The organism is Sphingomonas sp. Root710, from assembly GCF_001429065.1.
Lineage (GTDB): Bacteria > Pseudomonadota > Alphaproteobacteria > Sphingomonadales > Sphingomonadaceae > Rhizorhabdus.
In genome coordinates, this window is record NZ_LMIB01000018.1 from 67,870 (window position 1) to 92,584 (window position 24,715).

Here is a 24,715-nt window from a genome sequence, read left to right on the forward strand (position 1 = left end):
AGCGACTTGCTACAGCAAAAATCGCCATGCACGAAGCTTGCCAGTTTCCATGGCGGCGTGCCTTCGCTAATCAGGACGCATCGCAAGCCTTGGACGATACCGCATGAACGACACCGCAACTCTTCAGCGCCCGAGCGGTCCGGACGGCCCCGTGGCGGTGCGCGGTCTGTCGGTCGTGTCGATCGCCAAGACCTATGACAAGCGGCAGGTGCTGAGCGACATCTCGCTCGACGTTGCGCGCGGCGAGGTCGTCGGACTGCTCGGCCCCAACGGCGCGGGCAAGACGACCTGCTTCTATTCGGTGATGGGGCTGGTCCGTCCCGACGCCGGCCGCATCCTGCTCGACGGCGACGACATCACCACCTTGCCGATGTATCGGCGCGCGATCCTGGGCCTCGGCTATCTGCCGCAGGAGACCTCGATCTTCCGCGGCCTCACCGTCAGCCAGAATATCCTGGCGGTGCTCGAACTGGTCGAACCCGACAAGGCGCAGCGCGCCGAGCGGCTCGACGCGCTGCTCGCCGAATTCCACCTGACCCATCTGCGCGACTCGGCGGCGATGTCGCTGTCGGGCGGCGAGCGCCGCCGCTGCGAGATCGCCCGCGCGCTGGCCGCCGATCCGTCGATCATGCTGCTCGACGAGCCCTTCGCGGGCATCGACCCCATCTCGATCGCCGACATCCGCGATCTGGTCCGCGACCTCAAAAGCCGCGACATCGGCGTGCTGATCACCGACCATAATGTCCGGGAGACGCTCGACATCGTCGATCGCGCCTGCATCATCTATGACGGCAAGGTGCTGTTCCAGGGCAGTCCCGAGGCGCTGGTCGCCGACCCGAACGTCCGCCGCCTCTATCTGGGCGAGGGCTTCTCGCTCTGAACCTTATGCGACGCCCCCTCTCAGCCGTCATGCTGAACGTGTTTCAGCATCCACTCAGCCGAGCGGGCGAAGCAAGAGAGATGGGCGAACTCGCCGCTGGAGCGTCCAGCATCGGATTTGCCGGCCGGTGGATGCTGAAACACGTTCAGCATGACGCCGTGACAAGCGCGGCCGCCTGACCGCGATGGCGCTGGGCCCTCGCCTCGACCTCAGGCAAAGCCAGTCGCTCGTCATGACGCCGCAGCTCCAGCAGGCGATCAAGCTGCTGGCGCTCTCCAACCTCGAGGTGGAAGCCTTCATTGCCGAGGAGATCGAGAAAAACCCGTTGCTTGAAGGCACGGGCACCGAAGCGACCGACAGCGAGCCGCGCGACGGCGGCGACGATGACGGTCTCGATGCCGATGGCTTCGACGATTTCGACGCCGAGCCCACGGCGGACCGGCTGATCGAGGCGGGCGACGCACAGGCCGACGCCCCGCTCGACGCCGATTATGATGCCGAGACCTTTCACCATGACAGCGCCGCCGACAGCGCGCGGGGCATGGATGGCGGGCTGGGCCTTGACGGGCCCGGCGGCGGATCGGAGGAAGCGCCGGATCTCGACGCCTTCGCCGCCGCATCAATCTCGCTGCACGAGCACCTGACCGCGCAGGCGGGCGAACTTCTGTCGGGCGCGGATCTCGTCATCGCGGCACAGCTGATCGATATGATCGACGAGGCCGGCTATTTCGAGGGCGAGACCTTCGACGTCGCCCAGCGGCTCGACGTGCCGTTGTTCCATGTCGAACGCGTGCTGGGCGTGATCCAAGGGATGGATCCGAGCGGGGTGGGCGCGCGCAACCTGGCCGAGTGCATCGCGATCCAGGCGAAGGAGGCCGACCGCTACGATCCGGCGATGGCCACGCTGATCGGCAATCTCGACCTGCTCGCGCGCGGCGCCATCCCGCAGCTCCGCCGCCTGTGCGGGGTCGACGAGGAAGACATGGCCGACATGATCCAGGAGCTGCGCGGCTATGATCCAAAGCCGGGCCTGCGCTTCGGCGGCGAGCCGCCCGCCCCGGTGGTCCCCGACATATTCATCGCGCGCACCGCCAATGGCTGGGCGATCGAGCTCAATTCGGCGACGCTGCCGCGCCTGCTGGTCAACCGGGCCTATTATGCCGAACTGTCGAGCGGCCCGCAGGACAAGAGCAGCAAGGCATGGCTCAGCGAATGCCTCGCTTCCGCCAACTGGCTGATCAAGGCGCTCGACCAGCGCGCGCGAACGATCGTCAAGGTCGCGCGCGAGATCGTCAAGCAGCAGGAGGCGTTCTTCCTCCATGGCGTCGAACATCTCAGGCCGCTGACGCTGAAGGCCGTCGCCGACGCGATCGGGATGCACGAATCGACGATCAGCCGGGTGACGTCGAACAAATATCTGATGTGCGAGCGCGGCCTCCACGAGCTCAAATATTTCTTCACCAGCGGGGTCGCGGGGACCGATGGCGGTGACGCGGTTTCGGCCGAGACGGTGAAGAGCCAGATCGCCAAGCTGATCGCCGCCGAAGGCGACGACATCTTGTCCGACGACAAGCTGGTCGACCTGCTCAAGGAGAAGGGTTTCGATCTCGCCCGGCGCACCGTCGCCAAATATCGCGAGGCGATCGGGCTTGGATCATCGGTGCAGCGGCGGCGGCAACGGGCGATGAAGGCAGCTTAGGATTTGCCAGGCCGTTCGCGTGTGACCAGCGAGGGATTGGTCCCTTTCGGAATCGTCGCGACAAATCGATCGCCGCACCACATGTCGCAGTCGACCTGCTCGCGGCGAAGCGCCAATAGCGCCAAGGCTTCGGCATCGTCGTCCGCCTCGAAATCGAGGCGGTCGATGATGCTGTCGCCGTCCATCAGGAACACGAAATAGCGCGCCACCGTTCGTCCGTGCGCCGTGCTTCAGAGATTGAGCTTCCCCGGCCGGTAATCGACCGGACAGGGCGACACGGGCAACGCCCGGGCGGAGCCGGCGAGCGGCAGAGAGGCCGACACGCCGTTGGTGAAACTGATGTCGAGCCGGTTGCCGGCACGGACCGCTTGCCACAATTCGGCGAACGCCTGCGCATTCGCCTTGCTTTTGGTCTCCATCAGCCCATTGCCATTGCTGCGCATCACGATCGTGCGGTTGGCGGCGCGGAAGCCGATCGGGCTGTCGGATGGCGCGATCACGCCCTTGACCGTGACCGAGACGTCGGCGCCCCGGCCATCTGGGCAGGCAATGATCATATTGGTGCCAGCGCCGCCGATCGTGCCGACGGTGTAGCGTGTTATTCCGGGGTCGGGATCTGCCGACCAGCGGGTCGGCAGCGCCATTATCGGCACCGATACCACCACCGCGGCCAGAACAGCCCAAGCCGCTTTCATCGTTTCGCTCTCAGAGTGATCATGACCCCTGAACGCACGGAAAGCGATTTGGTGTCCCGAAGAATCAGAGCGGGATCATCAGCCCCGCCAGCGCCGCCGACATCAGGTTGGCAAGGCTTCCCGCGATCAGCGCCTTGATGCCCAGCCGGGCGATCATCGGGCGCTGGTTGGGCGCAAGGCTGCCCGCCGCCGCCATCTGGATCGCGATCGACGAGAAATTGGCGAAGCCACACAGCGCGAAGGTGATCACCGCGACACTGTGGGCGTTGAGCGTGTCCTTGATCTGGCCGAGGTGGATATAGGCGACGAACTCGTTGAGCGCGACCTTCTCGCCGAATAGTCCGCCCGCCACCTGCGCCTGATCCCAGGGGATGTTGAGCAGGAACATCACCGGCGCGAAGACGAAACCCAGCAATTGCTGGAAGCTGAGCGACGGATAGCCGAACCAGCCGCCGACCCCGCCGAGCAGCCCGTTGGCGAGCGCGACCAGGCCGACGAAGGCGAGCACCATCGCGCCGACCGCGACCGCGATCTTGACCCCGGTCTGCGCGCCCATCGCAGCGGCCATGATGATGTTGTCGGGGCGCTCTCCGGCTTCATGCGCCTCCGCCACCGCGATCACCCCGTCGCCGCCGGGCGCGTCGCCCAAGGGCAGTTCGCCATCGGCGGCGCGCGGATCGGGCATGATGATCTTGGCCATCAGCAGCGCGCCCGGCGCCGACATGAAGCTGGCGGCGAGCAGCAGATCGATGCTGATCCCCATCGCCGCATAAGCCGCGAGGATCGTCCCCGCGACGCCCGCCATGCCCGACGTCATCACCGCGAACAGCTGGTGCGGCTTGAGCCCGGCCAGATAGGGGCGGATCACCAGCGGAGATTCGCTTTGCCCGACGAAGATGTTCGCCGCCGCGCACAGCGATTCGACCTTGGAGACTCCGGTCACCTTCTCGATCGCGCCGCCGACCCAGCGGATCACGAACTGCATGATGCCCAGATAATAGAGGATCGAGACGAGCGAGGCGAAGAAGATGATCACCGGCAGCGCCGCCAGCGCGAAGCTCGTGCCCCCGATCTCGGGCCTGACCAGCGGTCCGAACAGGAAATCGGTGCCCGCCTGGGCATAGCCGAGCAGGCTCGAAACCCCTGCCGACGCCCCCGCCAGCGCAGCGCGGCCCCAGGGCACGTAGAGGACCAGCAGCGCTATCCCGGCCTGCAGGCCGAAGGCCGCCCCGACGACGCGCAGCCGGATCGCCTTGCGATCGGACGACAACGCCACCGCCACGAGCAGGATCAGCGCTATGCCGGCGAGGCCGGTCAGCAATTTCGTCATCGGGAAGCAATCCTCGGCGGCGGCCCAAAGCCATAGCTTGCAGCGCGCCGGGGGGCGGTCAAGCGCCTCTTTCGCGCCGCTTCGAAAGCCGATAGCAACAGGCCATGCAGACACCGCCCGCCCGCCCGCCAGCGAACCCGATAGCCAGCCGCTCGCTGTTCATCTTCTCGCTCTTCTATGGTGGCATGGTCTGCGTCGCGGGGGTTCTGGGCGTGAAGCAGGTCGCGCTGGGTCCGCTCGCGGTCGAAGCAGGGATCTTCGCCTTCCTGCTGCTCGTCGTGATGGCGAGCGCGATCGCCGAACTCCATGGCCGCGCGACGGCGGACGCGCTGGTCCGCTGGGGCTTCCTGCCGCTGATCGCGTCGGCGCTGCTGATCCAGCTGGTGCTGGCGCTGCCTACCGATCCGGGAATGTATCCGCCCGCGGTCGACGCCTTTCCGATCGTCGTCGGGCAAGGTGCGCGGATGATGGTCGCCGGACTGATCTCCTACGGCCTGTCGCAGACGCTCAACGTTCTGATCTTCGACCGGCTGCGCGGCAGCGGCGCGGGCCGCTTCGTGTGGCTGCGCGGCATGGTCGCCAGCGTGGTGAGCCAAATACTCGATACGCTGTTGTTCATCACCATCAGCTTCTACGGCGAACGCGAGATCATCGGCCTGATGACGGGCCAGATGATGACGAAAATCGTCCTGTCGGTGGTCCTGGTACCGCCGCTGATCACCGCCTTCGTCGCGGTCGGCAGAAAGCTGGACGCGCCGCGCCCCTGATCCATCGCCCGATCCACTGGTTGTCGCGGGTCTCGCGAATCGCTAAGGGGCCGCGCATGTCGACCGATCACAACCTCGATCCCGTCCTGCTCGCCAAGGCGGAGACCCTCACCGAAGCGCTGCCCTATATGCAGCGCTATGCGGGCGAGACCTTCGTCGTGAAATATGGCGGTCATGCGATGGGCGATCCCGAGCTTGCCCGCGATTTCGCCGAGGATATCGTCCTGCTGAAAGCGGTGGGAATCAATCCGGTCGTCGTCCATGGCGGCGGTCCGCAGATCGGCCGGATGCTGAAGACGCTGGGCGTCGAGAGCAGCTTCGTCGACGGCCTGCGCGTCACCGACGCCGAGACGGCGAAGGTCGCCGAAATGGTCCTGTGCGGATCGATCAACAAGGAGATCGTCTCCTGGATCGCGCAGGCCGGCGGCCGCGCGGTCGGCGTGTCGGGCAAGGACGGCCGGATGGTCGTGGCAGAGAAGGTCCGCCGCACCCGCCGCGATCCCGACAGCAATATCGAGCAGGTCGTCGACCTGGGCTTCGTCGGCGAACCCGCCGACATCGACCGGCGGGTGATCGACACCATCTCCAAATCGGGCATGATCCCGGTGATCGCGCCGATCGCGATCGGCGAGGACGGCCACACCTACAATGTCAACGCCGACACCATGGCGGGCGCGATCGCGATCGCGCTAGGGGCGGCGCGCCTGTTCCTGCTGACCGACGTTGCCGGCGTGCTCAACAAGGAAAAGCAGCTGATCCGCGACCTGACCCCGAGCCAGATCGCCACGCTGCGCGAGGACGGCACGATCCAGGGCGGCATGATCCCCAAGCTCGAGACCTGCGTCCACGCTGTCGAAGGCGGTGTCGACGCAGCGGTCATCCTCGACGGCCAGGTGCCGCACGCGATGCTGATCGAGGCCTTCACCAAGCGTGGCGCCGGCACGCTGGTCTGGGCGGATTAAGGGATAAACGCGACTTTCCCTGTTCCCGCTCACCCTGGGGAGAGGCTGCGCTTGTCGAAGCCTCGTCTCGAAGGGCCTACGGATCCTTCGAGACGCCATTTCGCCAAGCTCAATGGCTCCTCAGGACGAGCGGAGAGTCGATACGGCCGGACGGCGCAATTGATACGGTCACGTCATTGCTCGTAGCGCGTCGGGCTACTACATCGGCGCTCTCACTCTCGAAGGGCTCCTGATGCTTCTCCTTCTTCTGCAGATCGCCGACCTGCTGCTGGGCGTGCTGCGCTGGATCATCATCATCCAGGCGATCATGTCGTGGCTGGTCGCGTTCAACGTGATCAACACCTACAACGACTTCGTCCGCCAGGTCCTCTATGCGCTCGACAAGATCACCGAGCCGATCTACCGGCCGATCCGCAAGGTGATGCCCGATTTCGGGCAGCTCGACCTGTCGCCGCTGGTCGCGCTGCTGCTGATCATCATCCTGCAGATGGTGCTGGGTCACGCCATGGCGCAGGTGATGGCGGCGGGCGTCTGACCGCCTGGACCGCCGCTGCCGATGGCGTCACCCTCGCCGTCCGCGCCAGCCCCAAGGCCGGGCGCGATGCAATCGAGGGGATCGTCACCGGCGATGACGGACGCGACTGGCTGGCGGTGAAGCTGGCCGCCGCGCCCAGCGACGGCGCGGCGAACGAGGCGCTGGTCCGGCTGCTCGCCAAGGCGATGGGCGTGGCGAAACGCGACGTCACACTGGTCAGCGGCGCGGCCGCGCGGCTAAAGAGGCTCCACATATCGGGCGATCCCGCCGTCCTGGCGGACGCCTTAAACCACATCATCAGGGACAAGGCATGAGCGCGGACATCATCGACGGAAAAGCTTTCGCAGCGAATCTTCGCAGCCGGGTGGCGGATCTGGTTCCCGCTTTCCGCGCCGCAGCGGGCCGCGCGCCGGGCCTCGCGGTGGTACTGGTCGGTGAAGATCCGGCGAGCCAGGTCTATGTCCGTTCGAAGCACAAGGCGACGATCGAGGCGGGCATGGAAAGCTTCGAGCACCGTCTGCCCGAGACCGCGACCCAAGACGAGCTGCTCGCGCTGGTCCGCCAGCTCAATGCCGACGACAGCGTCGACGGCATCCTCGTCCAGCTGCCGCTGCCCAACGGGATCGACGAGAATCTGGTGATTTCGACGATCGATCCCGACAAGGATGTCGATGGCTTCCACGTCACCAATGCCGGGCGTCTCGCGGTCGGCCAGCACGGCTATGTACCGTGCACTCCGCTCGGCTGCCTGATGCTGCTCAGGGACCGGCTGGGCAACCTCAGCGGGCTCGACGCGGTGGTGATCGGCCGCTCGAACATCGTCGGCAAGCCGATGGCGCAACTGCTGCTCGCCGAAAGCTGCACCGTCACCATCGCGCACAGCCGGACGAAGGACCTGCCTGCCGTGGTACGGCGCGCCGATATCGTCGTCGCGGCGGTCGGCCGGGCGGAGATGGTGAAGGCCGACTGGATCAAGCCCGGCGCGACCGTGATCGACGTCGGCATCAACCGCGTTCCGGGCGCGGAGCCCGGCAAGACGAAGCTGGTCGGCGATGTCGACTATGCCGGGGCGGCGGAGATCGCTGGCGCGATCACCCCGGTACCCGGCGGCGTCGGCCCGATGACGATCGCGGTGCTGCTCCGCAACACGCTGGTCGCCGCGCATCATCGCGCGGGGGTCGCGCTGGCCGCGGACGCGATCTGATGCTGCTGGCCGCGCTGCTGCTGGCGGCGACGCCGGTGGAGGCGGCCGAACGGGCGTTCGCGTCCAAGGCGCAGACCGATGGCCAGTGGACCGCCTTCCGCGCCTTCGCCGCGCCTGATGCGGTGAGCTTCGCTCCCGAGATCGCGTCCGCCGGGAAATTGTTCGGCACATTGAAGGATCCACCCGTCGCGGTGATGTGGTGGCCGTCGCGGACAATATTGTCGTGCGACGGGAGCAGCGCGATTTCGACCGGGCCGTGGGTCCGCAAGGGCGGCCGGCAGACCGGCACCTTCACCACCGTCTGGCAGCGGCAGGCCGACGGCGCCTGGAAATGGCGGCTCGACCATGGCCGTGAGACCCCGCGCGCGGTTCGCGCCCATGATCCGGTCGAGGCCGTACGCGCCTCCTGCGCGCGTATCGTCCGTCCGGCCGCGCCCGACATCGCTTCGGGGCCGACGCCCCTCGCGGTGCTGATCGACAAGGGCGACCCGATCGTCCAGTTCGACGGACGGATGCCCGCGGGACGCGACGCGCCCGATATCACCCTCGCCGTCGGCGAGCGCCTCGACGGCGGGGCTTCGGTCGACGGTACGCTGCGCTGGGTGGTCCATGCTATCCATGGCGCCGACAAGGGCGCGCATCTGCTGATCGTCCACCGTTTCGACGGGCGTGGCTGGCCGGTGGCACTGATCGACGTCGTGGGGGTTCCTATCCCATGATGGCGCTCTTCCTCTCCGCCTTCGTCACCCTGTTCGTGGTGATCGACCCGCCCGGCTGCGCGCCCATCTTCGCCAGCCTGACCAATGGGGCGTCGGACCGGCAACGCCGGACGATGGCGATCCGGTCGACGCTGATTGCCTCGGTCCTGCTCCTCCTCTTCGCGCTGGTGGGCGAGAAGCTGCTCGATACGCTCGGCATCAGCCTCGACGCCTTCCGCATCGCGGGCGGGATCATGCTGTTCCTGATCGCGCTCGAAATGGTGTTCGAGAAGCGCACCGAGCGGCGTGAAGGCCGCGCCGACGAGATCAGCCGCAAGGCCGCGGAGGAGCATCGCCCCGTCGAGGACATCTCGGTCTTCCCGATGGCGATCCCGATGATCGCCGGTCCGGGATCGATCGCCACGGTGATGCTGCTCGTCTCGCGCAGCCATGGCATCGACCAGACCCTGATCGTCCTCGGCGCACTGCTCGCGGTGCTGGCGCTCACCCTCGCCGCGCTGATCGCCGCCGGGCCGATCATGCGCGTCCTCGGCCCCAAGCTGGAGGCGATGATCACCCGCGTCCTCGGCGTCCTCCTTGCCGCGCTGGCGGCGCAGTTCGTGATCGACGGCATCACGGCGGCGTTCAGGCTGGGCTAGCTTTCGGCGCACCATCCTTGAGCATAGCCAGCATGTGGCTGGCGATCGCGCTTTCACCCATCACCACCTCGCAAGCACCGAGATTCTGGAGATGCTCGGCCTCCGCATCGCTATGCGCCCGGGCGATTACCCGTAGCCTGGGATTGAAGCGCCGCGCGCGTTCGAGCACCGCGCCCGCCTCGAAGCCTTCGGGGATGGCGATGATCAGCACCGCCGCGCTCGGCAGGCCGGCGGCTTCGAGGACGTCGTCCTCGACGGCATTGCCCTGCACGACCTCGATCCCCTTCGCCACCGCCAGCCGGGCGCGCTCGGCATCGTCCTCGATCAGCACTACCCAGCGCCCCGCGCCGTGCAGCGCATCGTACAGCCGGGTGCCGACCCGCCCAAAGCCGACCAGCACGATATGGCCGTTCGCCGGGGCCTCGCCTTCCACCACCTGAACGGGGGCGGCGGGCTCCTTCTTCGCGCGCTTCGCCGTGACCCAGGAGAAGATGAACGGGTTGAGGAAGATCGAGATTATCGCACCTGCCAGGATCAGATCGCGGCCCTCCGACGGCAGGACGCCGAGCCCCGTTCCCAGCGAAGCGAGGATGAAGGAGAATTCGCCGATCTGGGCGAGGCTGGCCGCGACGGTCAGCGCGGTCTCGCGCGAATAGCGGAAGGCCCGGACGATCGCGAAGGCCGCGACCGACTTGCCGACGATGATGATCAGCACCACGCCGAGCAGCTGCAGCGGCTGATCGACCAGCACGCGCGGGTCGAACAACATGCCGACCGACACGAAGAACAGCACCGCAAAGGCGTCGCGCAGCGGCAGCGTCTCCTCGGTCGCGCGGCGGCTGAGCGGGGTTTCGCCGAGGATCATGCCCGCGAAGAAGGCGCCCAACGCGAACGACACGTCGAACACCGCCGCCGCACCGAAGGCGACGCCGAGCGCGATGGCGAGGACCGCGAGGCGGAACAGTTCGCGCGAGCCGGTATGAACCACCCAGTGCAGCGCCCAGGGGATCACCCGCCGTCCGACGATCAGCATCACCGCGACGAAACCCGCGACCTTGAGCCCGGTCCCGCCGAGCGCGGTCATGATCTCCCCGACGCCGCCCGTGCCCGCATCGTTGAAGGCATGGTCGAGCGCGGGCAGCAGCACGAGCGCCAGCACCATCGCCAGATCCTCGACGATGAGCCAGCCGACCGCGATGCGGCCGCGCTCGGTATCGACGAGGTCGCGGCCCTGCAGCGCGCGGAGCAGCACCACGGTGCTGGCCACCGACAAGGCGAGGCCGAAGACAAAGCCCGCCAGGATGTTCCACCCCATCGACCAGGCCATCGCCATGCCGAGCAGGGTCGCGACCGCGATCTGGACGATCGCGCCCGGCACCGCGATCCGCTTCACCGCCAGCAGGTCGCGCAGCGAGAAATGGAGGCCGACCCCGAACATCAGCAGGATGACGCCGATTTCTGCCAGTTCGTTGGCGAGACCGCTATGTGCGACGATGCCGGGGGTGAAGGGCCCGACGATGATGCCCGCGACCAGATAGCCGGCGATCGGAGATATCCGCAGGCGATGGGCGAGCGCCCCCATGAAGAAGGCGACCACGAGCGCAGCTACGATGGTCGCGATGAGCGGTGTGTGATGGGGCATATAACTCCTTCGGCAATGGCTGCGGGACGGACCGGCGATCCGCCCCGCAGCCATCATGGAGCGGCCAGGGTGAGGACGCCGACGATGACCATCGTCGCGCCGGCCAGACCCGCCCAGACGGCGGATATGAACCACCAGGGCGGCCGCTTGCGTTCGTTCATGTCTGATCCTCTCGAAACGGGCGCAGGGCCCGGAGGGAGAATCGCCGCGAGCGGATCGCGGCTGAGAGGGATCAGGCGGCCGGCGGTGGCCGGGCGTAAAGGAGGCTGTGGAATGCGCGCGGACGAGGCGGCACCGATCGCGCCGCCAAGGCCGCACCCGCCGTCATGATGTACCCGGCGATCACGGCAGCCGGCGCGACGGGCGGCAGCGCGGCCGGAACGGCCTGATGGGTCAGCCCCTTTCCGGCATCGTCATCATCGGCGCGCAGCAGCGGCGGCCTGGCCACCGGCGGGCGCGAGCGGAGCGCGACGATCGTGGTCGACGGGTCGAATGCCGAGCCGATCGAACGGGTCGCGGGTAAGCCCGCCGGCACGATCGCGCAGACCAGCGCGGTCGCCAGCGACATCCATAGCGACAGGATGAAGCTCAGCCGGACGAGCGGATGGCGGTCAAGACGATCATGGGCAAGCACGAGGCCGCTATAGCATGAAAGGGGCGAAATTGCCACGAAGGGCCGCTGGAGACCGTTCCCGCGCAGCCGTCCACCATGCTCCGTCGATATATTGGAGCCGCAGCTAACCCACCATCCGCCATAATTGGAATGGCGAATTATCCGGCAGCTCGACCGGCTCGAGCCAGGCCGGCACATTTCCGTCGATCAGCTGCGTGTAGAAGCCTTGCGGCGCGCGCGCCTTGTAGATGGTCGATTCGGCCATGCCGGGACACAGCAGCACCATCGTCGCCCCCCGCCGCTTCATCACCGCATGGGCGACCTCGGGCGATGTGGCCCGGAAGCTATGGATCACGTCGAGGATCGCATCGCCGTTGCGGTGATAGGGGCCAGTGATCGCGCTATGGCGCGTCATGGTGATCAGCCGCGGCCCCATGTCGACGAAGGTCAGCATCGTCGCGGCGGGCAGCCGGTCGAGCTGCGCCAGCGCGGGTATGGTCATGCAGCGGCCCGGCTTCCCCGCCGCATTCGCCTCGCGGCTCGCCCGCTTCACTTCCTTTTCGCTCTTCGGGATCATCGTCGCGAACTGGGCCAGCTGTCCGGACAGCGCGAAAAAGGCGAGCAGCGTGCCGCCGACGCGGACCAGTGCCGACCCCGAATCGAGCAGCCGGGGCAGGATCAGCCAGGCAAGCGCGGTCGCGCCGAACGTACCGAGCAATTGCGCCTGCGGCCCGAACCGCGATTGCCAGAGGAGCCCCGCGGTCGCGAACAGGCTGAGCAGAGCGATCGACATCCAGACAGGCGCGGTCGCTTGTTCCCGCGCGCGCCAGGCGGCGATCATCGCGCCGATCGTCCCGATCACGGGCAGATAGGCCGTGTCGAGTGCGTCGCGCCACGGCTTGGTGTAGAGCGGCTTCACCTCACGAATGTTGGTGAACCACAGCCGTTCGAGCTCGGGTGAGATCGCTTCGGGGCGGCCGATGCACTGCGGGAAGCTGATCAGGAAGAAGGCCGCGATGATGCCGCCCGCCAGCACCAGCAACGCCAGCCGGACGCCCCGCCCGCCGGCGCGGACGAAGCTCAGCCCCAGCAGCAGCGCAGCGGCGAGCAGCAGCGTCGACAGATAGACCGGCGACAATACGTCGCAGACCATGGCGCGGTTGTCGTAGGAAGCGAAGCCGCCGAAGGCCAGCGCACAGCCGCCTCCCAGCGCGATCGCATAGGCCGCCAGCCGGCCCGCATCGGCGCGGGCGTCCTCCGCGCTGGCCCAGGCCCAGCGCAGCGCGATCGACGCGCCCGCGATGGCCATCACCGGGATCAGCTCCAGCCCGATGCCAAAGGAGAAGGCGGTGGCGATGCCGGCCATCGCGCCGCCGCGCCGCGCCTGCGGATCGGCCAGCCCGGCAATGACGAGCAGCAGCATCGCGAGCTGCCAGCCATGATGGTCGATGCGCAACGGCATCCACATGAAAAGGGTGGTCTGCGCGCACATCAGGATCGCGAAGGCGACCGGATAGGCGCGCGGATGGACGATCCGCCGGACCGTGACGATCATCGCCCACAGCGCGGGAATCAACGCCAGCATCGGCGCGACCGCGCAGGCGATGCGATAGGCGGTGAAATCGCCGACGAACGGCCGGAATATCAGGATCAGCCCGGCGATCGGCAGGTCGACCAGCCTCGACCAGTGGATGTTGAGACCGTCGGGCGGGGCGAGCTTGTGCTGCCGCAGGTCGAACCAGCCCTGCCCCCCCAGCCAGGCCTTCACCTCGGCAAGGCGCATATTGTCGTCGGTGTCGCTCAGCGCCAGCCAGCGTATCTGGCCCCATTTATAGACGAGGAAATAGGTGCAGACCCCCAGGAAAAGCAGCCAGAAGACCGTGCGCCAGCGGCGCTCGATCCAGGTCAGCATCCGTTCCTCGATCGCGATGTCCCCGTCGTGCATATGTCCCGCTTAGGGGCCAAGCCGCCTTGTCGCAACGGGGGAAAGGCGGGGCCATCCGGCTCGTTCGGCTGGCGTTCAGGAATGAAAGGTTTGAATGTGCACATCCGGGATACGGATACGCGGGGATCGGACTGGCAATTTCCACCCCACGGGAGACGCTCCTTCGGGGTTCCCTTGCCCCGGGGAGCGCTTTCTCCCTGAAAAAAGAGATCGGCATAATGCCCTCTCCCGTTTTCACGGGAGAGGGTTGGGTGAGGGTCTTTCTTCTTCTATCTTGTCGCAATGTACCCGGTTCGCCGACAGATCAGCCCACATGCTTCCCGGCTTCGTCGCGATATGACCGATGTCGAACAAAAACTCTGGTTTGCGATCCGCGACCGCCGCCTTGCTGGTTTCAAATTTCGCCGACAGACGACCATCGGGCCATTCGTCGTTGATTTCTTGTGCGTCGAAAAAAGACTGATCGTCGAGCTGGATGGCGGACAGCATAATGAACAGGCCGATGCAAACCGAACTGCCTTTCTCGAGGCGAGAGGTTATCGGTTGGTTCGGTTTTGGAACAACGAAGTCAACGAAAGCTTCGAGGGTGTGTTGTCCTCCATCCTGGAAGCGCTCACCAACTGAAAAAGAAGAAGACCCTCACCCCACCCTCTCCCGTGAAAACGGGAGAGGGTAATCAGCGTCGGTCGAACCCCGCTTGAGGCGTCGCCGCTTTTATGGAAGAGCGCGGACAGGATGTCCGAAATGCCCACCATGAACAGCGAGCGGATGGCGTTGCTCGGTCAGCTCGTGCGCTACGGGATCACCGGGCTGCTGGCGTCCTTCGTCAACATCGGCATCTATCACTCCAGCGTGAAGATGGGCGGGCTCGATCCCAATCTCGCCTGGACGATCGGCTTCGTCGGCGCGGCGACGACGGGCTATATCATTCATGGCCAGTGGAGCTTCAAGGGCCATGGCAGCCGCGACCGGCAGGCAGTCCGGATCACGCGCTTCGCGATCGTCTCGCTGATCAGCTTCGCGCTCAACAGTCTTTGGGTCTGGCTGCTCGTCCAGCATCTGGACCTGCCGATCTGGTCGCCCTATCCGCTGGTGCTGGGCGTCACGCCCCTGCTGGTGTTCTGGCTCAACCGCGTCTGGGTGTTCGAATGAATCCGCTGTTGTCGATCATCGTGCCGGTCAAGGACGAGGAAGAGGCGATCCCGCCCTTCGTCGCCCGGATGACGCGCGTGCTCGACGCGCTGCACGATCCCGACGGCCGACCGATCGGCTGGGAGATATTGTTCGTCGACGACGGCAGCACCGATATGACGATGGCCGCGATCCTGACCGCGCACGACGCCGATGCCCGGATCGGCGCGCTGTCGCTGTCGCGCAATTTCGGCAAGGAGGCGGCACTGTCGGCAGGGCTCGACAATGCGCGCGGCCAGGTCGTCGTGCCGATCGACGTCGACATGCAGGACCCTCCCGAGGTGATCGGCGAGATGATCGCCAAATGGCGCGAAGGCTATGAAGTCGTCTATGGCGTGCGCCGCAACCGCATGACCGACAGCCTGCCCAAGCGGCTGACCGCCGACCTTTACTATCGCGCGCACAACTGGCTCTCGATGGACAAGATCCCCGAGCATGCCGGCGACTTCCGTCTGCTCGACCGCAAGGTGGTCGAGGTGATCAAGCGGATGCCCGAGCGCAACCGCTTCATGAAGGGCCTGTTCGCCTGGTCGGGCTTCCGCCAGACCGCGGTCGATTACGACCGGGTCGAACGCGCGGTCGGCACAACGAAGTTCAACTACTGGAAGCTGTGGACGCTGGCGATCGACGGGATCACCTCGGCGTCGACCGCCCCCTTGCGGGTCTGGTCCTATATCGGCGCGGTGATCGCGCTGATCGCGCTGGTCTATGCGGTGTTCATCGGCCTGCGCACGATCATCTACGGCGCCGACGTCGCGGGCTATCCGTCGCTGATGGTGGCGACGCTCTTCCTGGGCGGGGTGCAGCTGCTCTCGCTCGGCGTGCTCGGCGAATATGTCGGCCGCATCCTGGTCGAGACCAAGCACCGGCCGATCTACATCATCCGCCAGAGGGTCGGCTGCCCCGAAGAGGATGGGCAAGCCTGATGGACCGCGCGACCTATGACCGGATGGCCGAGATCGACAAGGATCATTGGTGGTTCGTCGCCCGGCGGCGGATCATCGCCCGGCTCATCGAGCGCCACCGCCCCAAAGCCGGTCCGCTCAGGATCCTTGAGGTCGGCGCGGGCACCGGCTCCAATCTCGAACTGCTGAAAGGCTTCGGCACGGTCGATGCGATCGAGCCCGACGACGGCGCGCGCGCCTATGCCGAGCAGCGCAGCGGGCTGAAGATCAAGGGCGGCTATCTGCCGCATGTTCCGCTCGACGATGGGGCCTATGACCTGATCGTCCTGCTCGACGTGCTCGAGCATATCCCCGGCGACGTCGAGGCGCTGACCTATCTCAAGACCAAGCTCGCGCCGGGCGGGCGGATCATCGTCACCGTGCCGGGCAGTCCGTGGATGTGGAGCGCGCATGACGTCGCCCATCATCACCAGCGCCGCTACACCACCGCCAGCCTGAAGCGTACCTTCCGTGAGGCGGGGCTGCGCCCGCGCTTCACCACCCATTTCAACAGTCTGCTCTTCCCGCTGATCGCCGCGGTGCGGATCGCCGGTCGGCTGACCGGCAAGGGCGGCGGCGACGATGCGATGCCGTCGAAGCCGGTCAACGCGGCGCTGACCGCGATCTTCGGCGCCGAACGTCACTGGGTGGCGACGTTGAGCATTCCCTTCGGCGTGTCCATGGCGAGCGTCGCCGAGCCGACGATCCGGTAGAGCGCGCCGCGCTCGCCGCCGTTCCACACCATTTCCAGCGACGGATCATTGCCCGGCCAATGGTCCTGCGAGGCGTTGATCAGCCAGAGATAATCGAAGGCATGGCGCGGGAAGAGCGTCACCGAGCTTTCGATCGTCCGCGCGTTGCGCGCGCGGCAACGCTTCGGCCGCATCACCTGAGTCGGATCCTCGGCATAGCCCTTGGCGGGCGCATATTTTATGCTGAGCAGCTGCGCGCCCGGCATCGTCCACTGGCCGTTGACGAAGGCTTCGCGCCGCACGATCGCCATCGCGCCGAGATGTTCGAGCCGCGGTGATTCCCAGCGCGACAGGCAGGGCAGCTCGACCAGCGCGAAGACGCGGCTTTGCGGCTTGATATGGTCGAGCGCGGCGAGCTGCTTCTCGTGCCAGCCGGCGAAGGCGGCGAAACGCTCGGTCGACTGGTAGATGCGGAAACCGAAGATGATCACCGCGAGCGCGGCGATCGTGCTGAGCGCGATCCGGTTCCGGAACAGCGGCACCACCCCGATCACGCCGATGGCGACGACATAGGGGGCGAGGCGCATATCGGCATAGGCCGAGCCGATCACGATGCGCGGCATCAGTATATAGGCGATGATCAGCACCAGCAGGGCGACGCCCAGCGTGCGGTTCATCCGGAAGCTGTACTGCCGCCAGCCGATCGAGCTCATCCCGAACAGGACGAGCAGGATCAGCGCGCCCACCAACCCGATGTCGAACTCCATCCAGTGATTGCGGAGCGACGAGACCAGATAGACATATTTGGCGATCCAGTTGAACCAGTCGGTCGTCTTGCCGTCGACATTGCCCGACCGCCACGCGATCATCAGCAGCATCGGGGGGCTGAGCGGCAGGCAGTGGAGCGCGCCGCGCCACAGCGATTCCCAATAGCCGCGCCCCTCGACATCGCGCATCCGCACGATCTCCGCCGAGAAGGCGAGCAGGCCGAGCACGCCCCAGGCGAAGCCATGCGCCAGCCAGATCAGCGCGCCGATCGGTACGAACAGCATCGCGCGCAGGCGGATGCGCCCCATCCGCGCGAGATAGAGCCACAGCGCGAAAGCGTTGAGCGCCAGCGCCATCGCCAGCACATAGTTGATGAAGCCCCACTGGAACGGCCAGCAATAGGCGAAGGGCGCGACCAGCCCGGCGGTCACCGGCAGGSGGCCATGCACTTCGCGCGCGATCAGCAGCAGGCCGGTGACGGTCAGCGGCGGCACCGTCATGACGATGAGCTTCACGCCGAGCTCGAGCCCGAAGATCTTCGCCATCGGCACGATCAGCAGGTCGACGCCCAGATTGCCCATCAGCGCCCATTGGAAACTGAAATAGCGGGTGAGCAGCGGCGAGGTGGGATCGGCGATCTCGACCCGGTAGCGCCCCATATGCCCCATCAGGTCGATCAGCGGCGGCACTTCGGGGCGCAGCAGCGGAATGATCGAGATCAGTGCGAGGAAGGCGACATACCAGTTGCTCGTCCACCAGCCGGACGGCGGAGTCACAGGTGGAGTCGAGCGGAACATCGGCATTGGCCCTTATGTCGGCGCGAAAGCCGGGGCAAGGCCTGCTTCATTCGCTCCTTCCGAAGCGAAGAGCATCGAATCAGGGAATTCGCCGCCACAGCTTGAGCTGGCTGCCGGGCAGCGGCACCGGTTTCAGCCAGGCGGGCGGCCTGCCCGTAACGAGCCGCGCCATCAGCCCGTGCGGCGCGGCGGCGATGTAGATGCTGGCTTCGATGCCCTGCGGTTCGATCAGCACATGGCTCATGCCGCGCGCGCGCATGATCCGGTGCGCGACCTCGGGATCGCCCATGAAGGAATCGAGCACGCGGCGAATCGCGGCCTGATCGCGATGATGGCCGCTCCCCGCATAGCTGTGCGGGGTCTTCACCAGCAGGTTCGGGGTGAGGTCGAGCCCGGTCAGGATATAGGTGGGCTTCATCGCTGCCAGCGCCGCGAAACGGTCGCACGGTGCCCGGCATATCGGCAGGCTGCGGGGCGGCTCCGGATTCGGATCCTCGAGCACAACGAGGTTGGCCGCCAATAGCGCGCCGATCGGCGACAGCGCCATGATCGCCGCGGCCGAGGCCAGGATGCGCGGCACGACATGGCGCCAGCGCCCGATCGCGTCGAGCAGCCGGGCGAGAAGATAGCCCGCGCCCGGCAGCGCACAGCCATGGGCGAAACCGCCCGCGCGCTGGACGAGGAGCGACACCGCATAAGCGGCGAGCATCAGCATGAGCATCGCCAGCCAGTTGCGCGCGCCGCTTGCCGTCGTGGCCCGCCGCCAGCCGAGCAGCGCCCCTGCGATCCCGATCAGCGGGAAACCGATCAGCATGGCGGCATTGGCGTTGGGCTGCCGCCACACCGGCATCCCCTCGGGCACGTTCTGGTACCAATAATGGCGCACCACCGGATCAAGCGCCGCGAAGGGCCCATGCAGGCAATCGGGCGCGGTGACGGCCAGCATGCCGACCCCGGTAATGGCGGCGAACGCCAGCAGCCCGATACGTGCGACCGGCCCCCGCGTCGCGACGAGCGGCATCAGCAACGCCGCCAGCGCGGGCGACGCGATCATCGGCCCGAACCAGGCCGGGCTGACCGCGTCGCAATAGGGTTGAGAATAAGCCGCACGGCCATGGAAGGCGGCGAACAACATTATGCCCGCCAGGGCCAGCGCGCCCGCGAACGCCCGGAAGCGCTGCGCCGCGTCGCGGTCCCCACCCTCGATCACGAATCGCACTGCCAGCAACAGGCCGATCGCCGCCGCCATCGGCAGCCCTTCGAGCGAGATGGCAAGCCACAGCGCCGCGCAAATTCCGGCGACGATGCCGCCGCGCCGGGCGCGGGGATCGAAGCAGGCGGCGATGGTGCTGAGGCCCAGCATCGTCTGCCAGCCATGATGATCGATGCGCAGCGGCATCACGTGGAACAACAATAGCGGCGTGGTCGCGGCGAGCAGGGTGGCGATCAGCGCGGCGCGGCGATCGGCCAGCCGCACGGTGGCGGTGGCGATCGCGACCATCGATCCGCCGAGCGTGATCAGCGGCACCAGACTGGCCGTCACCCGCTCGGCGTCGGCTGTACCGAGCAACGGCTGGAAAAGCAGAATGAAAGCTGCCAGCGGCAGATCGACGATCCGCGACCAGTGCATCGCGACGCCGCCGGGCGGATCGATGCGATATTGGTGGACATCGAAAAAACTCTGCCCGCCCAGCCAGTCGCGCACCTCCTGCAGCCGCAGATAATCATCGGCGTCGAGCATCGCGAGATTGGCGATGGCGTCGCGCGACACGAACAGCAGGATCGCGCAGGCGAGCAGCCAGGCGGCCAGCACGCCGAGGCGAAATCGGGCGGGGGTCATGCCAAGGCCAACCCCAAAATCACGCCGCGCGCTTGTCCGCGATCCGCGTCGGGACCAGCCGTTCGGACGTCAGCGCCGCCGCGACGCCCGCATCGTCGCCTTCGGCACCGGCCTCATGATATTCGGCATCCTCGTTGACCTGCCACACGTCATGGCGGCGCGTGCCCGCCGCGATGTTCCGCGCAGTGAGCATCGCGGTCATCATCGCATGATCCTGATTATTGTAGCGATGCATCCCGTTTCGCCCGACGAAGTGCAGCGTCGGGTAGCGGGTCTCCAGTTCCTCGCGCACCGCCGCGACATTGGCGGCATAGGCGTCGTCATAGACCGGATAGGCCTTTTCCTGGCGCACCACCGCGCCGCCGACGACATCGTCCGGATCGCACAGGCCGAGCTGCGCCAGTTCCTTCGTCGCCAGCGCGATCAGATCCTCGTTCGACGAGGACCACAGGCCGTCGCCTTCGAAGCAGAAATATTCGAGGCCGACGCAGGCAAGGCTGTCGTCGGGCACCATTTCGGGCGACCAGCTGCGGAAATTCTGGATGCGGCCGACCTGCACCTTGTCGTCGTGGATGTAGATCCAGTTGTCGGGGAACAGGTCCTCCGAGCGGATCATCAGCGCGACGGTCAGGAAATCGCGATAGCCGAGGTCCATCGCCTGCGGCAGGGACGCGGGCACCGGATGGACGCGCGCCGCCAGCTCGCGCATCGGCGCGGAGCTGATGACATGGTCGGCGGTCAGCATCGTCAGCCTTCCGTCCTCGCCGATCGCGGCGAAGCGCCAATAGCCGCCGGTCGCGTCCCATGACAGCTGATGGAGCTTGTGCCCCATCAGCAGGCTGTTGCCCTGTTCGATGATCCGGTCGCGCGCGGCGTCCCACATCATGCCGGGGCCCTTGCGCGGGTAGCGGAAATTCTCGAGCAGCGTCTTGGTCTCCATCCCGTCATTGGGACGCTTGTTGAGACCCAGCGAGCGCCGCACGCCGTCCCACACCGCCTTGCCTAGACTCAAACCCTTGATGCGCTGCGCCGCCCAGTCGGCCGACATTTCGTCGCACGGCATGCCCCACACCTTCTCGGTATAGGTCTTGAAGAAGATACCGAAGAGACGCGCGCCGAACTGGTTGACCACCCATTGTTCGAAGCTCTTCACATGCTTGTGGGGGAAGAGCTTCCAGCGGAAGAAGCTGGCCATGCACAGGGTCGACTGCCACAGGCCGAGATTGCGCAGCGCCTCGAAGGCGCGAAGCGGGTAGCTGTAGAATTTGCCGCGATAATAGATGCGGCTCATCCGCGGCCGTTCGATGAAGTCGTCGGGCAGCAACTCGTTCCACAGGTCGACCACCTCGCGCGACTTGGAGAAGAAGCGGTGGCCGCCGATGTCGAAGCGGAAGCCTTCATGCTCGACGGTCCGGCTGATCCCGCCGACCTGATGCGGATCCTTTTCGATCAGCTTGACCGAAAAGCCTTCCTTGCCGAGCATATAGCCGGCGGTCAGCCCCGCCGGGCCAGCACCGATAATCGCAACGTCAACATGGGTGGCGGCGCGGGGCATCTACTTGCGAACCTCTGAAATCCGGATGTGGTCGGACCATGGGCGAAGAGGCGCTAAAACATGGTTAACGCCGACTAAAGGATCAGCGCCGCGTCCTGAGCGTAGGGCAGGTCGATGTGGAAGGTCGTCCCGATCGCCTCGCGCGTGTCGACGATGATCCGGCCATGATGCTTCTCGACGATGCTCTTGCAGATGGCGAGGCCGAGGCCCGTTCCCGCCTGACCGTTTTCCGAACCGCGATTCTCCTGCGCGAAACGGGTGAACAGGCGGCGGCGGAATTCGTCGGACATGCCCCGCCCATGGTCGATGACGCTGATCCGGACGCCGGCCGCACTCGTCCGCAGCCGGACGCGCACCCGGCTTCCCCGCTTCGAGAATTTCGAGGCGTTGGCCAGGAGGTTGCTCATCACCTGCAACAGCCGGTCGCGGTCGACCTCGATGATCACCGCTTCGCCGGGCACATCGAGATCGATCGAGATGCCCAGGCTCTGCGAATAGGGCAGGTTCTGCTCGACCGCCGAGGCGAGCAGCAAGGCGAGATCGGCGCGCTCGAAGCGGAAATCGATCGTCCCCGACTGGAGCTTGTCGACGTCGAGCAGGTCGTTCACCAGCCGGGTCAGCCGCTCGCTATTCTTGTGGGCCACGTCGATCAGCTCGATCGCGCGCGGCTCGGTCTGGCCGCCCGCGCCCGCGCGCAGCAAGCCGAGCGCGCCGCTGATCACCGTCAGCGGGGTGCGCAATTCATGACTGACCGTAGCGATCAGTTCGTCCTTGAAGCGCGAGGCGTTGCGCTCGGTGGTGACGTTGCGCAGGCGGAACAGGAAATACTCGTCGGGAATGCGGATCCATTCGGCGGCGATGATCGTGCCGTTGACCATCTGCCGCTCTCCCTTCGCCGGGGTGCGGCTGCGGATGCCGCTGGCGATCTGCTCGGCCAGCGCCGCCGGATCGCCGGGGCCATAGTCGCCGCGATCGGCGAGCGCGCGGATCAGCGGCATCAGCTCGGCGCCACGCGCGAACAGCGCGGGCGGCAGGTCGAGCATCCGCAGGAAGGCGTCGTTCCACAAGCAGATATGCTGATCCCGGTCGATCAGCATCATGCCTTCGTCGAGATTGTCGAGCGCGGCCTTCACATGCGGCGGGAGACCGCGGCGGCCCGCAGGGGCGGCCGACTCGTGGAATAGCCACATGCGGCCGGCCAGCCCGGGCTCGTCGACGCGCACGGCCTCGATCCGGTAAAGGCCTGGCCCGATCTGCGTCTCGGCGATCATCGGCTCGTCGTCATCCGCGGCATCATTGCCGGTCTGCGCGGCCAGCGCGGCGATGATCTCCTCCGATCCCGCATCGGCGGCGACGCCCAGCAGGGCACGTCCGCGTTCATTGGCGAAGGCCGTCCGCCGATCGGCGGCGATGAAGATGACGGGTATCGGCACATACGCAAAAAGCGAAATCGGCGGAGTCACAATGTCTCCATGCCATGCCGCGTCGGCGGCGTATCCGCCACCGCACCGCACGCCTGCCCATCGCCATACATCGGCACGCCACCCTCCCCAACGAGTCGTCCCTATCAAGAGCGGCGTTAACCAAAAGTCGAGCCGGGTGTTATACGGGTGAGGCCGCAATCCGCGAATTAGCTGTTCACGGCGGCGCGCGCTTTGCCTAAGCGCGAGAGCATGATCGCGCTACCCGCCCGAACCCGCTTCGCCATCGCCGCCGCGCTGATCGGGGTGATCGCGCTGGCGGCGCGCGGCTGGGCCATCTGGGCGGAGCCGATGTGGCTCGACGAAGGCTATAGCGCCTATGCCGCTTCGAAGGGCTGGGCTTTCCTGTGGCAGGTCGTACCCCGCTACGAGACGCACCCGCCCTTCTATTATTCTCTGCTCCGGGCGTGGACGCTGGTTGCGGGTGACGGGCTGGTCGCGCACCGGATGCTGGGGCTGGTTTGCGGACTCGCGACGTTGCCGGTCCTGGCCTTGGCCGCCCGGCGGCTGGCGCGGCTCAGCGGAGCAAATCCGGTGCCGGTGACGCTCGCGGCGCTCTTGCTGGCCGCCGTCTCGCCGATGCTGGTCGAGATGACCCGCGAGATCCGGCCTTATCCGTTGATGATCCTCGTTTATGCCTCGGCAACGCTGGCGCTGCTGGCGATCGCAGAGCGCCGCGCCGCGGGGCTGCCGCTCGCCGGGCGCGCCTTTGCCGGTTATCTGGCCTGCGCCGCGCTGATGCTGTGGCTCCACAATCTCGGGCCGCTCTACGCCGCCGCGCTTGGTCTTGCCTTGCTGTGCGTCGTGCGGGTCGAGACGATGTCCAAGGCCGACTGGCTGTGGCTGGCCGGCGGCCATCTCATCGTCCTCGTCATCTGGTCGCCCGCCCTGTTCATCCTGCTCGATCAGGCGCCGATGTGGGTGAAGGCGACCTGGCTGAAATGGTCGACGGTCGACCTGTGGCGGCGCGCGACGGTGATGTTCGCGGGGCCGCGCGACGACATGCGGATCGCGGCACTGGTCCTGGCGCTGCTCGGCGGTGCGGTGCTGCTCGCCGCGCGCGGCGGATGGCGGTTGCTCGCGGCGCTGCTGCTGCTCGGAGGCCTGCCGCTGGCAGTCTCGCTGATCGTCTCGGCGACGATCGCGCCGATCTTCATCATCCGCACGATGACCCCGCTCGCCATCCCCGCGATCCTGTTGATGGCGTGCGGCGCGCATTGGCATCGCTGGCGCTTCGGCTGGGTGATTCCGGTCGCGGCGCTCGCCTGGATCACGGTCGAACAGGCGCGCATGGACCTCGCCGCGCGCGAGCGGCCAAAGCGCGACTGGTACCGGACGATGGAATGGCTCGCCCCCCGCTTCCGCCCCGGCGACGTGGTCTTCGCCTATCCTAATGAAGGCGCGCTGCCCTTCGATCGCGCGGTGCGCGACTATGGCCTGACGATACCGAGCCGCCCGATCCCGACCGCGATTCCCAGCCTGAACCCGCCGCCGGGAAGCTGGTATGTCAGCGGATCGCGCGGCGTGCCCTCGCTAGACCGGGCGCATCTCCGTCTGATCGCCAACGAACACGCGACCCGCGCGGTGCCGACGATCTGGCTGCTGCGCCTCGGCCCCTGGGCCTATGACAAGGGTGACGTGTTCCTGGACGAACTGTCGAAAGGCCGCGTCGAGGTGGGGCGGTTCAAGGATGGCGCGATCGATATTGTCGGGTTGCGAAAGCAAAGTTCCTCCCCTGTCATAGCAGGAGAGGGGGACCGTCCGCAGGACGGCGGAGAGGCGGCGCGGTAGCGCCGTTACCGGCGCCCCCTCCACCAC

The 24,715-nt window shown here is 66.7% G+C and carries 25 protein-coding genes; 14 read left to right on the plus strand and 11 right to left on the minus strand.

Features of this window, described 5'->3' with window-relative positions:
• Window positions 1-103: 103 nt before the first annotated feature.
• Window positions 104-880 (plus strand): LPS export ABC transporter ATP-binding protein, encoded by a 777-nt coding sequence (gene lptB / locus ASE00_RS20980; RefSeq protein ID WP_056383689.1) that lies wholly within the window; start codon window positions 104-106, stop codon window positions 878-880.
• A gap of 20 nt (window positions 881-900) precedes the next feature.
• On the opposite strand, the gene ASE00_RS24285 is transcribed toward lptB, so the two are convergent.
• Window positions 901-1,032 (minus strand): hypothetical protein, encoded by a 132-nt coding sequence (locus tag ASE00_RS24285; protein WP_268801368.1) that lies wholly within the window; start codon window positions 1,030-1,032, stop codon window positions 901-903.
• Between the two features lie 32 nt (window positions 1,033-1,064).
• Here ASE00_RS24285 and rpoN point away from each other — a divergent pair, with 32 nt between their 5' ends.
• Window positions 1,065-2,579, plus strand: coding sequence for an RNA polymerase factor sigma-54 (rpoN, locus tag ASE00_RS20985; RefSeq protein ID WP_056383690.1), 1,515 nt, complete (start codon window positions 1,065-1,067; stop codon window positions 2,577-2,579).
• Here the strand turns inward: rpoN and ASE00_RS20990 are convergent.
• The 3 genes from ASE00_RS20990 to ASE00_RS21000 all read right to left on the minus strand — a co-directional run bounded on the left by ASE00_RS20990 (window position 2,576) and on the right by ASE00_RS21000 (window position 4,604).
• Window positions 2,576-2,788 (minus strand): hypothetical protein, encoded by a 213-nt coding sequence (locus ASE00_RS20990; RefSeq protein ID WP_056383691.1) that lies wholly within the window; start codon window positions 2,786-2,788, stop codon window positions 2,576-2,578. The genes rpoN and ASE00_RS20990 overlap by 4 nt on opposite strands.
• Before the next feature lie 21 nt (window positions 2,789-2,809).
• The gene (locus ASE00_RS20995; protein WP_056383692.1) at window positions 2,810-3,274 is read right to left on the minus strand and encodes a hypothetical protein; all 465 of its coding nucleotides are present in this window, start codon (window positions 3,272-3,274) and stop codon (window positions 2,810-2,812) included.
• A gap of 64 nt (window positions 3,275-3,338) precedes the next feature.
• A complete protein-coding gene (locus ASE00_RS21000; RefSeq protein WP_056383693.1) occupies window positions 3,339-4,604 on the minus strand; it encodes a NupC/NupG family nucleoside CNT transporter in 1,266 nt (421 codons plus the stop codon).
• Between the two features lie 104 nt (window positions 4,605-4,708).
• Here ASE00_RS21000 and ASE00_RS21005 point away from each other — a divergent pair, with 104 nt between their 5' ends.
• The 7 genes from ASE00_RS21005 to ASE00_RS21035 all read left to right on the plus strand — a co-directional run bounded on the left by ASE00_RS21005 (window position 4,709) and on the right by ASE00_RS21035 (window position 9,429).
• A complete protein-coding gene (locus ASE00_RS21005) occupies window positions 4,709-5,371 on the plus strand; it encodes a queuosine precursor transporter (protein WP_056383694.1) in 663 nt (220 codons plus the stop codon).
• Between the two features lie 56 nt (window positions 5,372-5,427).
• Window positions 5,428-6,333, plus strand: coding sequence for an acetylglutamate kinase (argB, locus tag ASE00_RS21010; RefSeq protein WP_056383695.1), 906 nt, complete (start codon window positions 5,428-5,430; stop codon window positions 6,331-6,333).
• Window positions 6,334-6,565: 232 nt separating this feature from the next.
• Entirely contained in the window at window positions 6,566-6,868 is a 303-nt protein-coding gene (locus ASE00_RS21015) for a YggT family protein (protein WP_056383696.1), read from the plus strand.
• Window positions 6,865-7,182 (plus strand): DUF167 family protein, encoded by a 318-nt coding sequence (locus ASE00_RS21020; RefSeq protein ID WP_056383836.1) that lies wholly within the window; start codon window positions 6,865-6,867, stop codon window positions 7,180-7,182. The genes ASE00_RS21015 and ASE00_RS21020 overlap by 4 nt, the downstream gene beginning before the upstream one ends.
• Entirely contained in the window at window positions 7,179-8,072 is an 894-nt protein-coding gene (gene folD, locus ASE00_RS21025; RefSeq protein ID WP_056383697.1) for a bifunctional methylenetetrahydrofolate dehydrogenase/methenyltetrahydrofolate cyclohydrolase FolD, read from the plus strand. Before ASE00_RS21020 ends, folD begins: the two co-directional genes overlap by 4 nt.
• Complete coding sequence (locus tag ASE00_RS21030; protein ID WP_056383698.1) at window positions 8,072-8,791, plus strand: hypothetical protein; 720 nt, start codon at window positions 8,072-8,074, stop codon at window positions 8,789-8,791. The genes folD and ASE00_RS21030 overlap by 1 nt, the downstream gene beginning before the upstream one ends.
• The gene (locus tag ASE00_RS21035; RefSeq protein WP_056383699.1) at window positions 8,788-9,429 is read left to right on the plus strand and encodes a MarC family protein; all 642 of its coding nucleotides are present in this window, start codon (window positions 8,788-8,790) and stop codon (window positions 9,427-9,429) included. Before ASE00_RS21030 ends, ASE00_RS21035 begins: the two co-directional genes overlap by 4 nt.
• Here the strand turns inward: ASE00_RS21035 and ybaL are convergent.
• From ybaL to ASE00_RS21050, 3 genes are all read right to left on the minus strand, one after another.
• Window positions 9,416-11,071, minus strand: coding sequence for a YbaL family putative K(+) efflux transporter (gene ybaL / locus ASE00_RS21040; RefSeq protein ID WP_056383700.1), 1,656 nt, complete (start codon window positions 11,069-11,071; stop codon window positions 9,416-9,418). The two genes, ASE00_RS21035 and ybaL, sit on opposite strands and share 14 nt — an antisense overlap.
• A gap of 232 nt (window positions 11,072-11,303) precedes the next feature.
• A complete protein-coding gene (locus ASE00_RS21045; protein WP_082594885.1) occupies window positions 11,304-11,705 on the minus strand; it encodes a hypothetical protein in 402 nt (133 codons plus the stop codon).
• 103 nt (window positions 11,706-11,808) lie between these two features.
• Complete coding sequence (locus tag ASE00_RS21050; RefSeq protein WP_056383701.1) at window positions 11,809-13,629, minus strand: hypothetical protein; 1,821 nt, start codon at window positions 13,627-13,629, stop codon at window positions 11,809-11,811.
• A gap of 336 nt (window positions 13,630-13,965) precedes the next feature.
• Between ASE00_RS21050 and ASE00_RS21055 the strand changes: the two genes are divergently transcribed.
• The 4 genes from ASE00_RS21055 to ASE00_RS21070 all read left to right on the plus strand — a co-directional run bounded on the left by ASE00_RS21055 (window position 13,966) and on the right by ASE00_RS21070 (window position 16,477).
• On the plus strand, window positions 13,966-14,253 hold the full coding sequence (locus ASE00_RS21055) for an endonuclease domain-containing protein (protein ID WP_235538781.1): 288 nt from the start codon (window positions 13,966-13,968) through the stop codon (window positions 14,251-14,253).
• Between the two features lie 120 nt (window positions 14,254-14,373).
• Window positions 14,374-14,781, plus strand: coding sequence for a GtrA family protein (locus ASE00_RS21060; protein ID WP_235538782.1), 408 nt, complete (start codon window positions 14,374-14,376; stop codon window positions 14,779-14,781).
• A complete protein-coding gene (locus ASE00_RS21065; protein WP_056383704.1) occupies window positions 14,778-15,746 on the plus strand; it encodes a glycosyltransferase family 2 protein in 969 nt (322 codons plus the stop codon). Before ASE00_RS21060 ends, ASE00_RS21065 begins: the two co-directional genes overlap by 4 nt.
• Window positions 15,746-16,477, plus strand: a complete 732-nt coding sequence (locus ASE00_RS21070) for a class I SAM-dependent methyltransferase (RefSeq protein WP_056383705.1) — start codon at window positions 15,746-15,748, stop codon at window positions 16,475-16,477. The genes ASE00_RS21065 and ASE00_RS21070 overlap by 1 nt, the downstream gene beginning before the upstream one ends.
• On the opposite strand, the gene ASE00_RS21075 is transcribed toward ASE00_RS21070, so the two are convergent.
• The 4 genes from ASE00_RS21075 to ASE00_RS21090 all read right to left on the minus strand — a co-directional run bounded on the left by ASE00_RS21075 (window position 16,405) and on the right by ASE00_RS21090 (window position 22,849).
• On the minus strand, window positions 16,405-18,021 hold the full coding sequence (locus ASE00_RS21075; RefSeq protein ID WP_056383840.1) for a hypothetical protein: 1,617 nt from the start codon (window positions 18,019-18,021) through the stop codon (window positions 16,405-16,407). The two genes, ASE00_RS21070 and ASE00_RS21075, sit on opposite strands and share 73 nt — an antisense overlap.
• A gap of 79 nt (window positions 18,022-18,100) precedes the next feature.
• On the minus strand, window positions 18,101-19,861 hold the full coding sequence (locus tag ASE00_RS21080; protein ID WP_056383706.1) for a hypothetical protein: 1,761 nt from the start codon (window positions 19,859-19,861) through the stop codon (window positions 18,101-18,103).
• 19 nt (window positions 19,862-19,880) lie between these two features.
• Window positions 19,881-21,416 (minus strand): NAD(P)/FAD-dependent oxidoreductase, encoded by a 1,536-nt coding sequence (locus ASE00_RS21085; RefSeq protein ID WP_056383707.1) that lies wholly within the window; start codon window positions 21,414-21,416, stop codon window positions 19,881-19,883.
• A 74-nt stretch (window positions 21,417-21,490) separates the two neighbouring features.
• The gene (locus ASE00_RS21090) at window positions 21,491-22,849 is read right to left on the minus strand and encodes a PAS domain-containing sensor histidine kinase (protein WP_056383708.1); all 1,359 of its coding nucleotides are present in this window, start codon (window positions 22,847-22,849) and stop codon (window positions 21,491-21,493) included.
• A gap of 240 nt (window positions 22,850-23,089) precedes the next feature.
• Here ASE00_RS21090 and ASE00_RS21095 point away from each other — a divergent pair, with 240 nt between their 5' ends.
• Window positions 23,090-24,688, plus strand: a complete 1,599-nt coding sequence (locus tag ASE00_RS21095) for a glycosyltransferase family 39 protein (protein ID WP_056383709.1) — start codon at window positions 23,090-23,092, stop codon at window positions 24,686-24,688.
• The last annotated feature ends 27 nt before the right edge of the window (window positions 24,689-24,715 follow it).

Excerpts from the sequence above, each read along its gene's own strand:
- lptB (WP_056383689.1), top strand. The coding sequence starts at position 104 with ATGAACGACACCGCAACTCTTCAGCGCCCGAGCGGTCCGGACGGCCCC.
- ASE00_RS24285 (WP_268801368.1), bottom strand. The coding sequence starts at position 1,032 with ATGCTGAACGTGTTTCAGCATCCACCGGCCGGCAAATCCGATGCTGGA.
- rpoN (WP_056383690.1), top strand. The coding sequence starts at position 1,065 with ATGGCGCTGGGCCCTCGCCTCGACCTCAGGCAAAGCCAGTCGCTCGTC.
- ASE00_RS20995 (WP_056383692.1), bottom strand. The coding sequence starts at position 3,274 with ATGAAAGCGGCTTGGGCTGTTCTGGCCGCGGTGGTGGTATCGGTGCCG.
- ASE00_RS21000 (WP_056383693.1), bottom strand. The coding sequence starts at position 4,604 with ATGACGAAATTGCTGACCGGCCTCGCCGGCATAGCGCTGATCCTGCTC.
- ASE00_RS21005 (WP_056383694.1), top strand. The coding sequence starts at position 4,709 with ATGCAGACACCGCCCGCCCGCCCGCCAGCGAACCCGATAGCCAGCCGC.
- argB (WP_056383695.1), top strand. The coding sequence starts at position 5,428 with ATGTCGACCGATCACAACCTCGATCCCGTCCTGCTCGCCAAGGCGGAG.
- ASE00_RS21015 (WP_056383696.1), top strand. The coding sequence starts at position 6,566 with ATGCTTCTCCTTCTTCTGCAGATCGCCGACCTGCTGCTGGGCGTGCTG.
- folD (WP_056383697.1), top strand. The coding sequence starts at position 7,179 with ATGAGCGCGGACATCATCGACGGAAAAGCTTTCGCAGCGAATCTTCGC.
- ASE00_RS21030 (WP_056383698.1), top strand. The coding sequence starts at position 8,072 with ATGCTGCTGGCCGCGCTGCTGCTGGCGGCGACGCCGGTGGAGGCGGCC.
- ASE00_RS21035 (WP_056383699.1), top strand. The coding sequence starts at position 8,788 with ATGATGGCGCTCTTCCTCTCCGCCTTCGTCACCCTGTTCGTGGTGATC.
- ybaL (WP_056383700.1), bottom strand. The coding sequence starts at position 11,071 with ATGCCCCATCACACACCGCTCATCGCGACCATCGTAGCTGCGCTCGTG.
- ASE00_RS21050 (WP_056383701.1), bottom strand. The coding sequence starts at position 13,629 with ATGCACGACGGGGACATCGCGATCGAGGAACGGATGCTGACCTGGATC.
- ASE00_RS21055 (WP_235538781.1), top strand. The coding sequence starts at position 13,966 with ATGACCGATGTCGAACAAAAACTCTGGTTTGCGATCCGCGACCGCCGC.
- ASE00_RS21060 (WP_235538782.1), top strand. The coding sequence starts at position 14,374 with ATGCCCACCATGAACAGCGAGCGGATGGCGTTGCTCGGTCAGCTCGTG.
- ASE00_RS21065 (WP_056383704.1), top strand. The coding sequence starts at position 14,778 with ATGAATCCGCTGTTGTCGATCATCGTGCCGGTCAAGGACGAGGAAGAG.
- ASE00_RS21070 (WP_056383705.1), top strand. The coding sequence starts at position 15,746 with ATGGACCGCGCGACCTATGACCGGATGGCCGAGATCGACAAGGATCAT.
- ASE00_RS21080 (WP_056383706.1), bottom strand. The coding sequence starts at position 19,861 with ATGACCCCCGCCCGATTTCGCCTCGGCGTGCTGGCCGCCTGGCTGCTC.
- ASE00_RS21085 (WP_056383707.1), bottom strand. The coding sequence starts at position 21,416 with ATGCCCCGCGCCGCCACCCATGTTGACGTTGCGATTATCGGTGCTGGC.
- ASE00_RS21095 (WP_056383709.1), top strand. The coding sequence starts at position 23,090 with ATGATCGCGCTACCCGCCCGAACCCGCTTCGCCATCGCCGCCGCGCTG.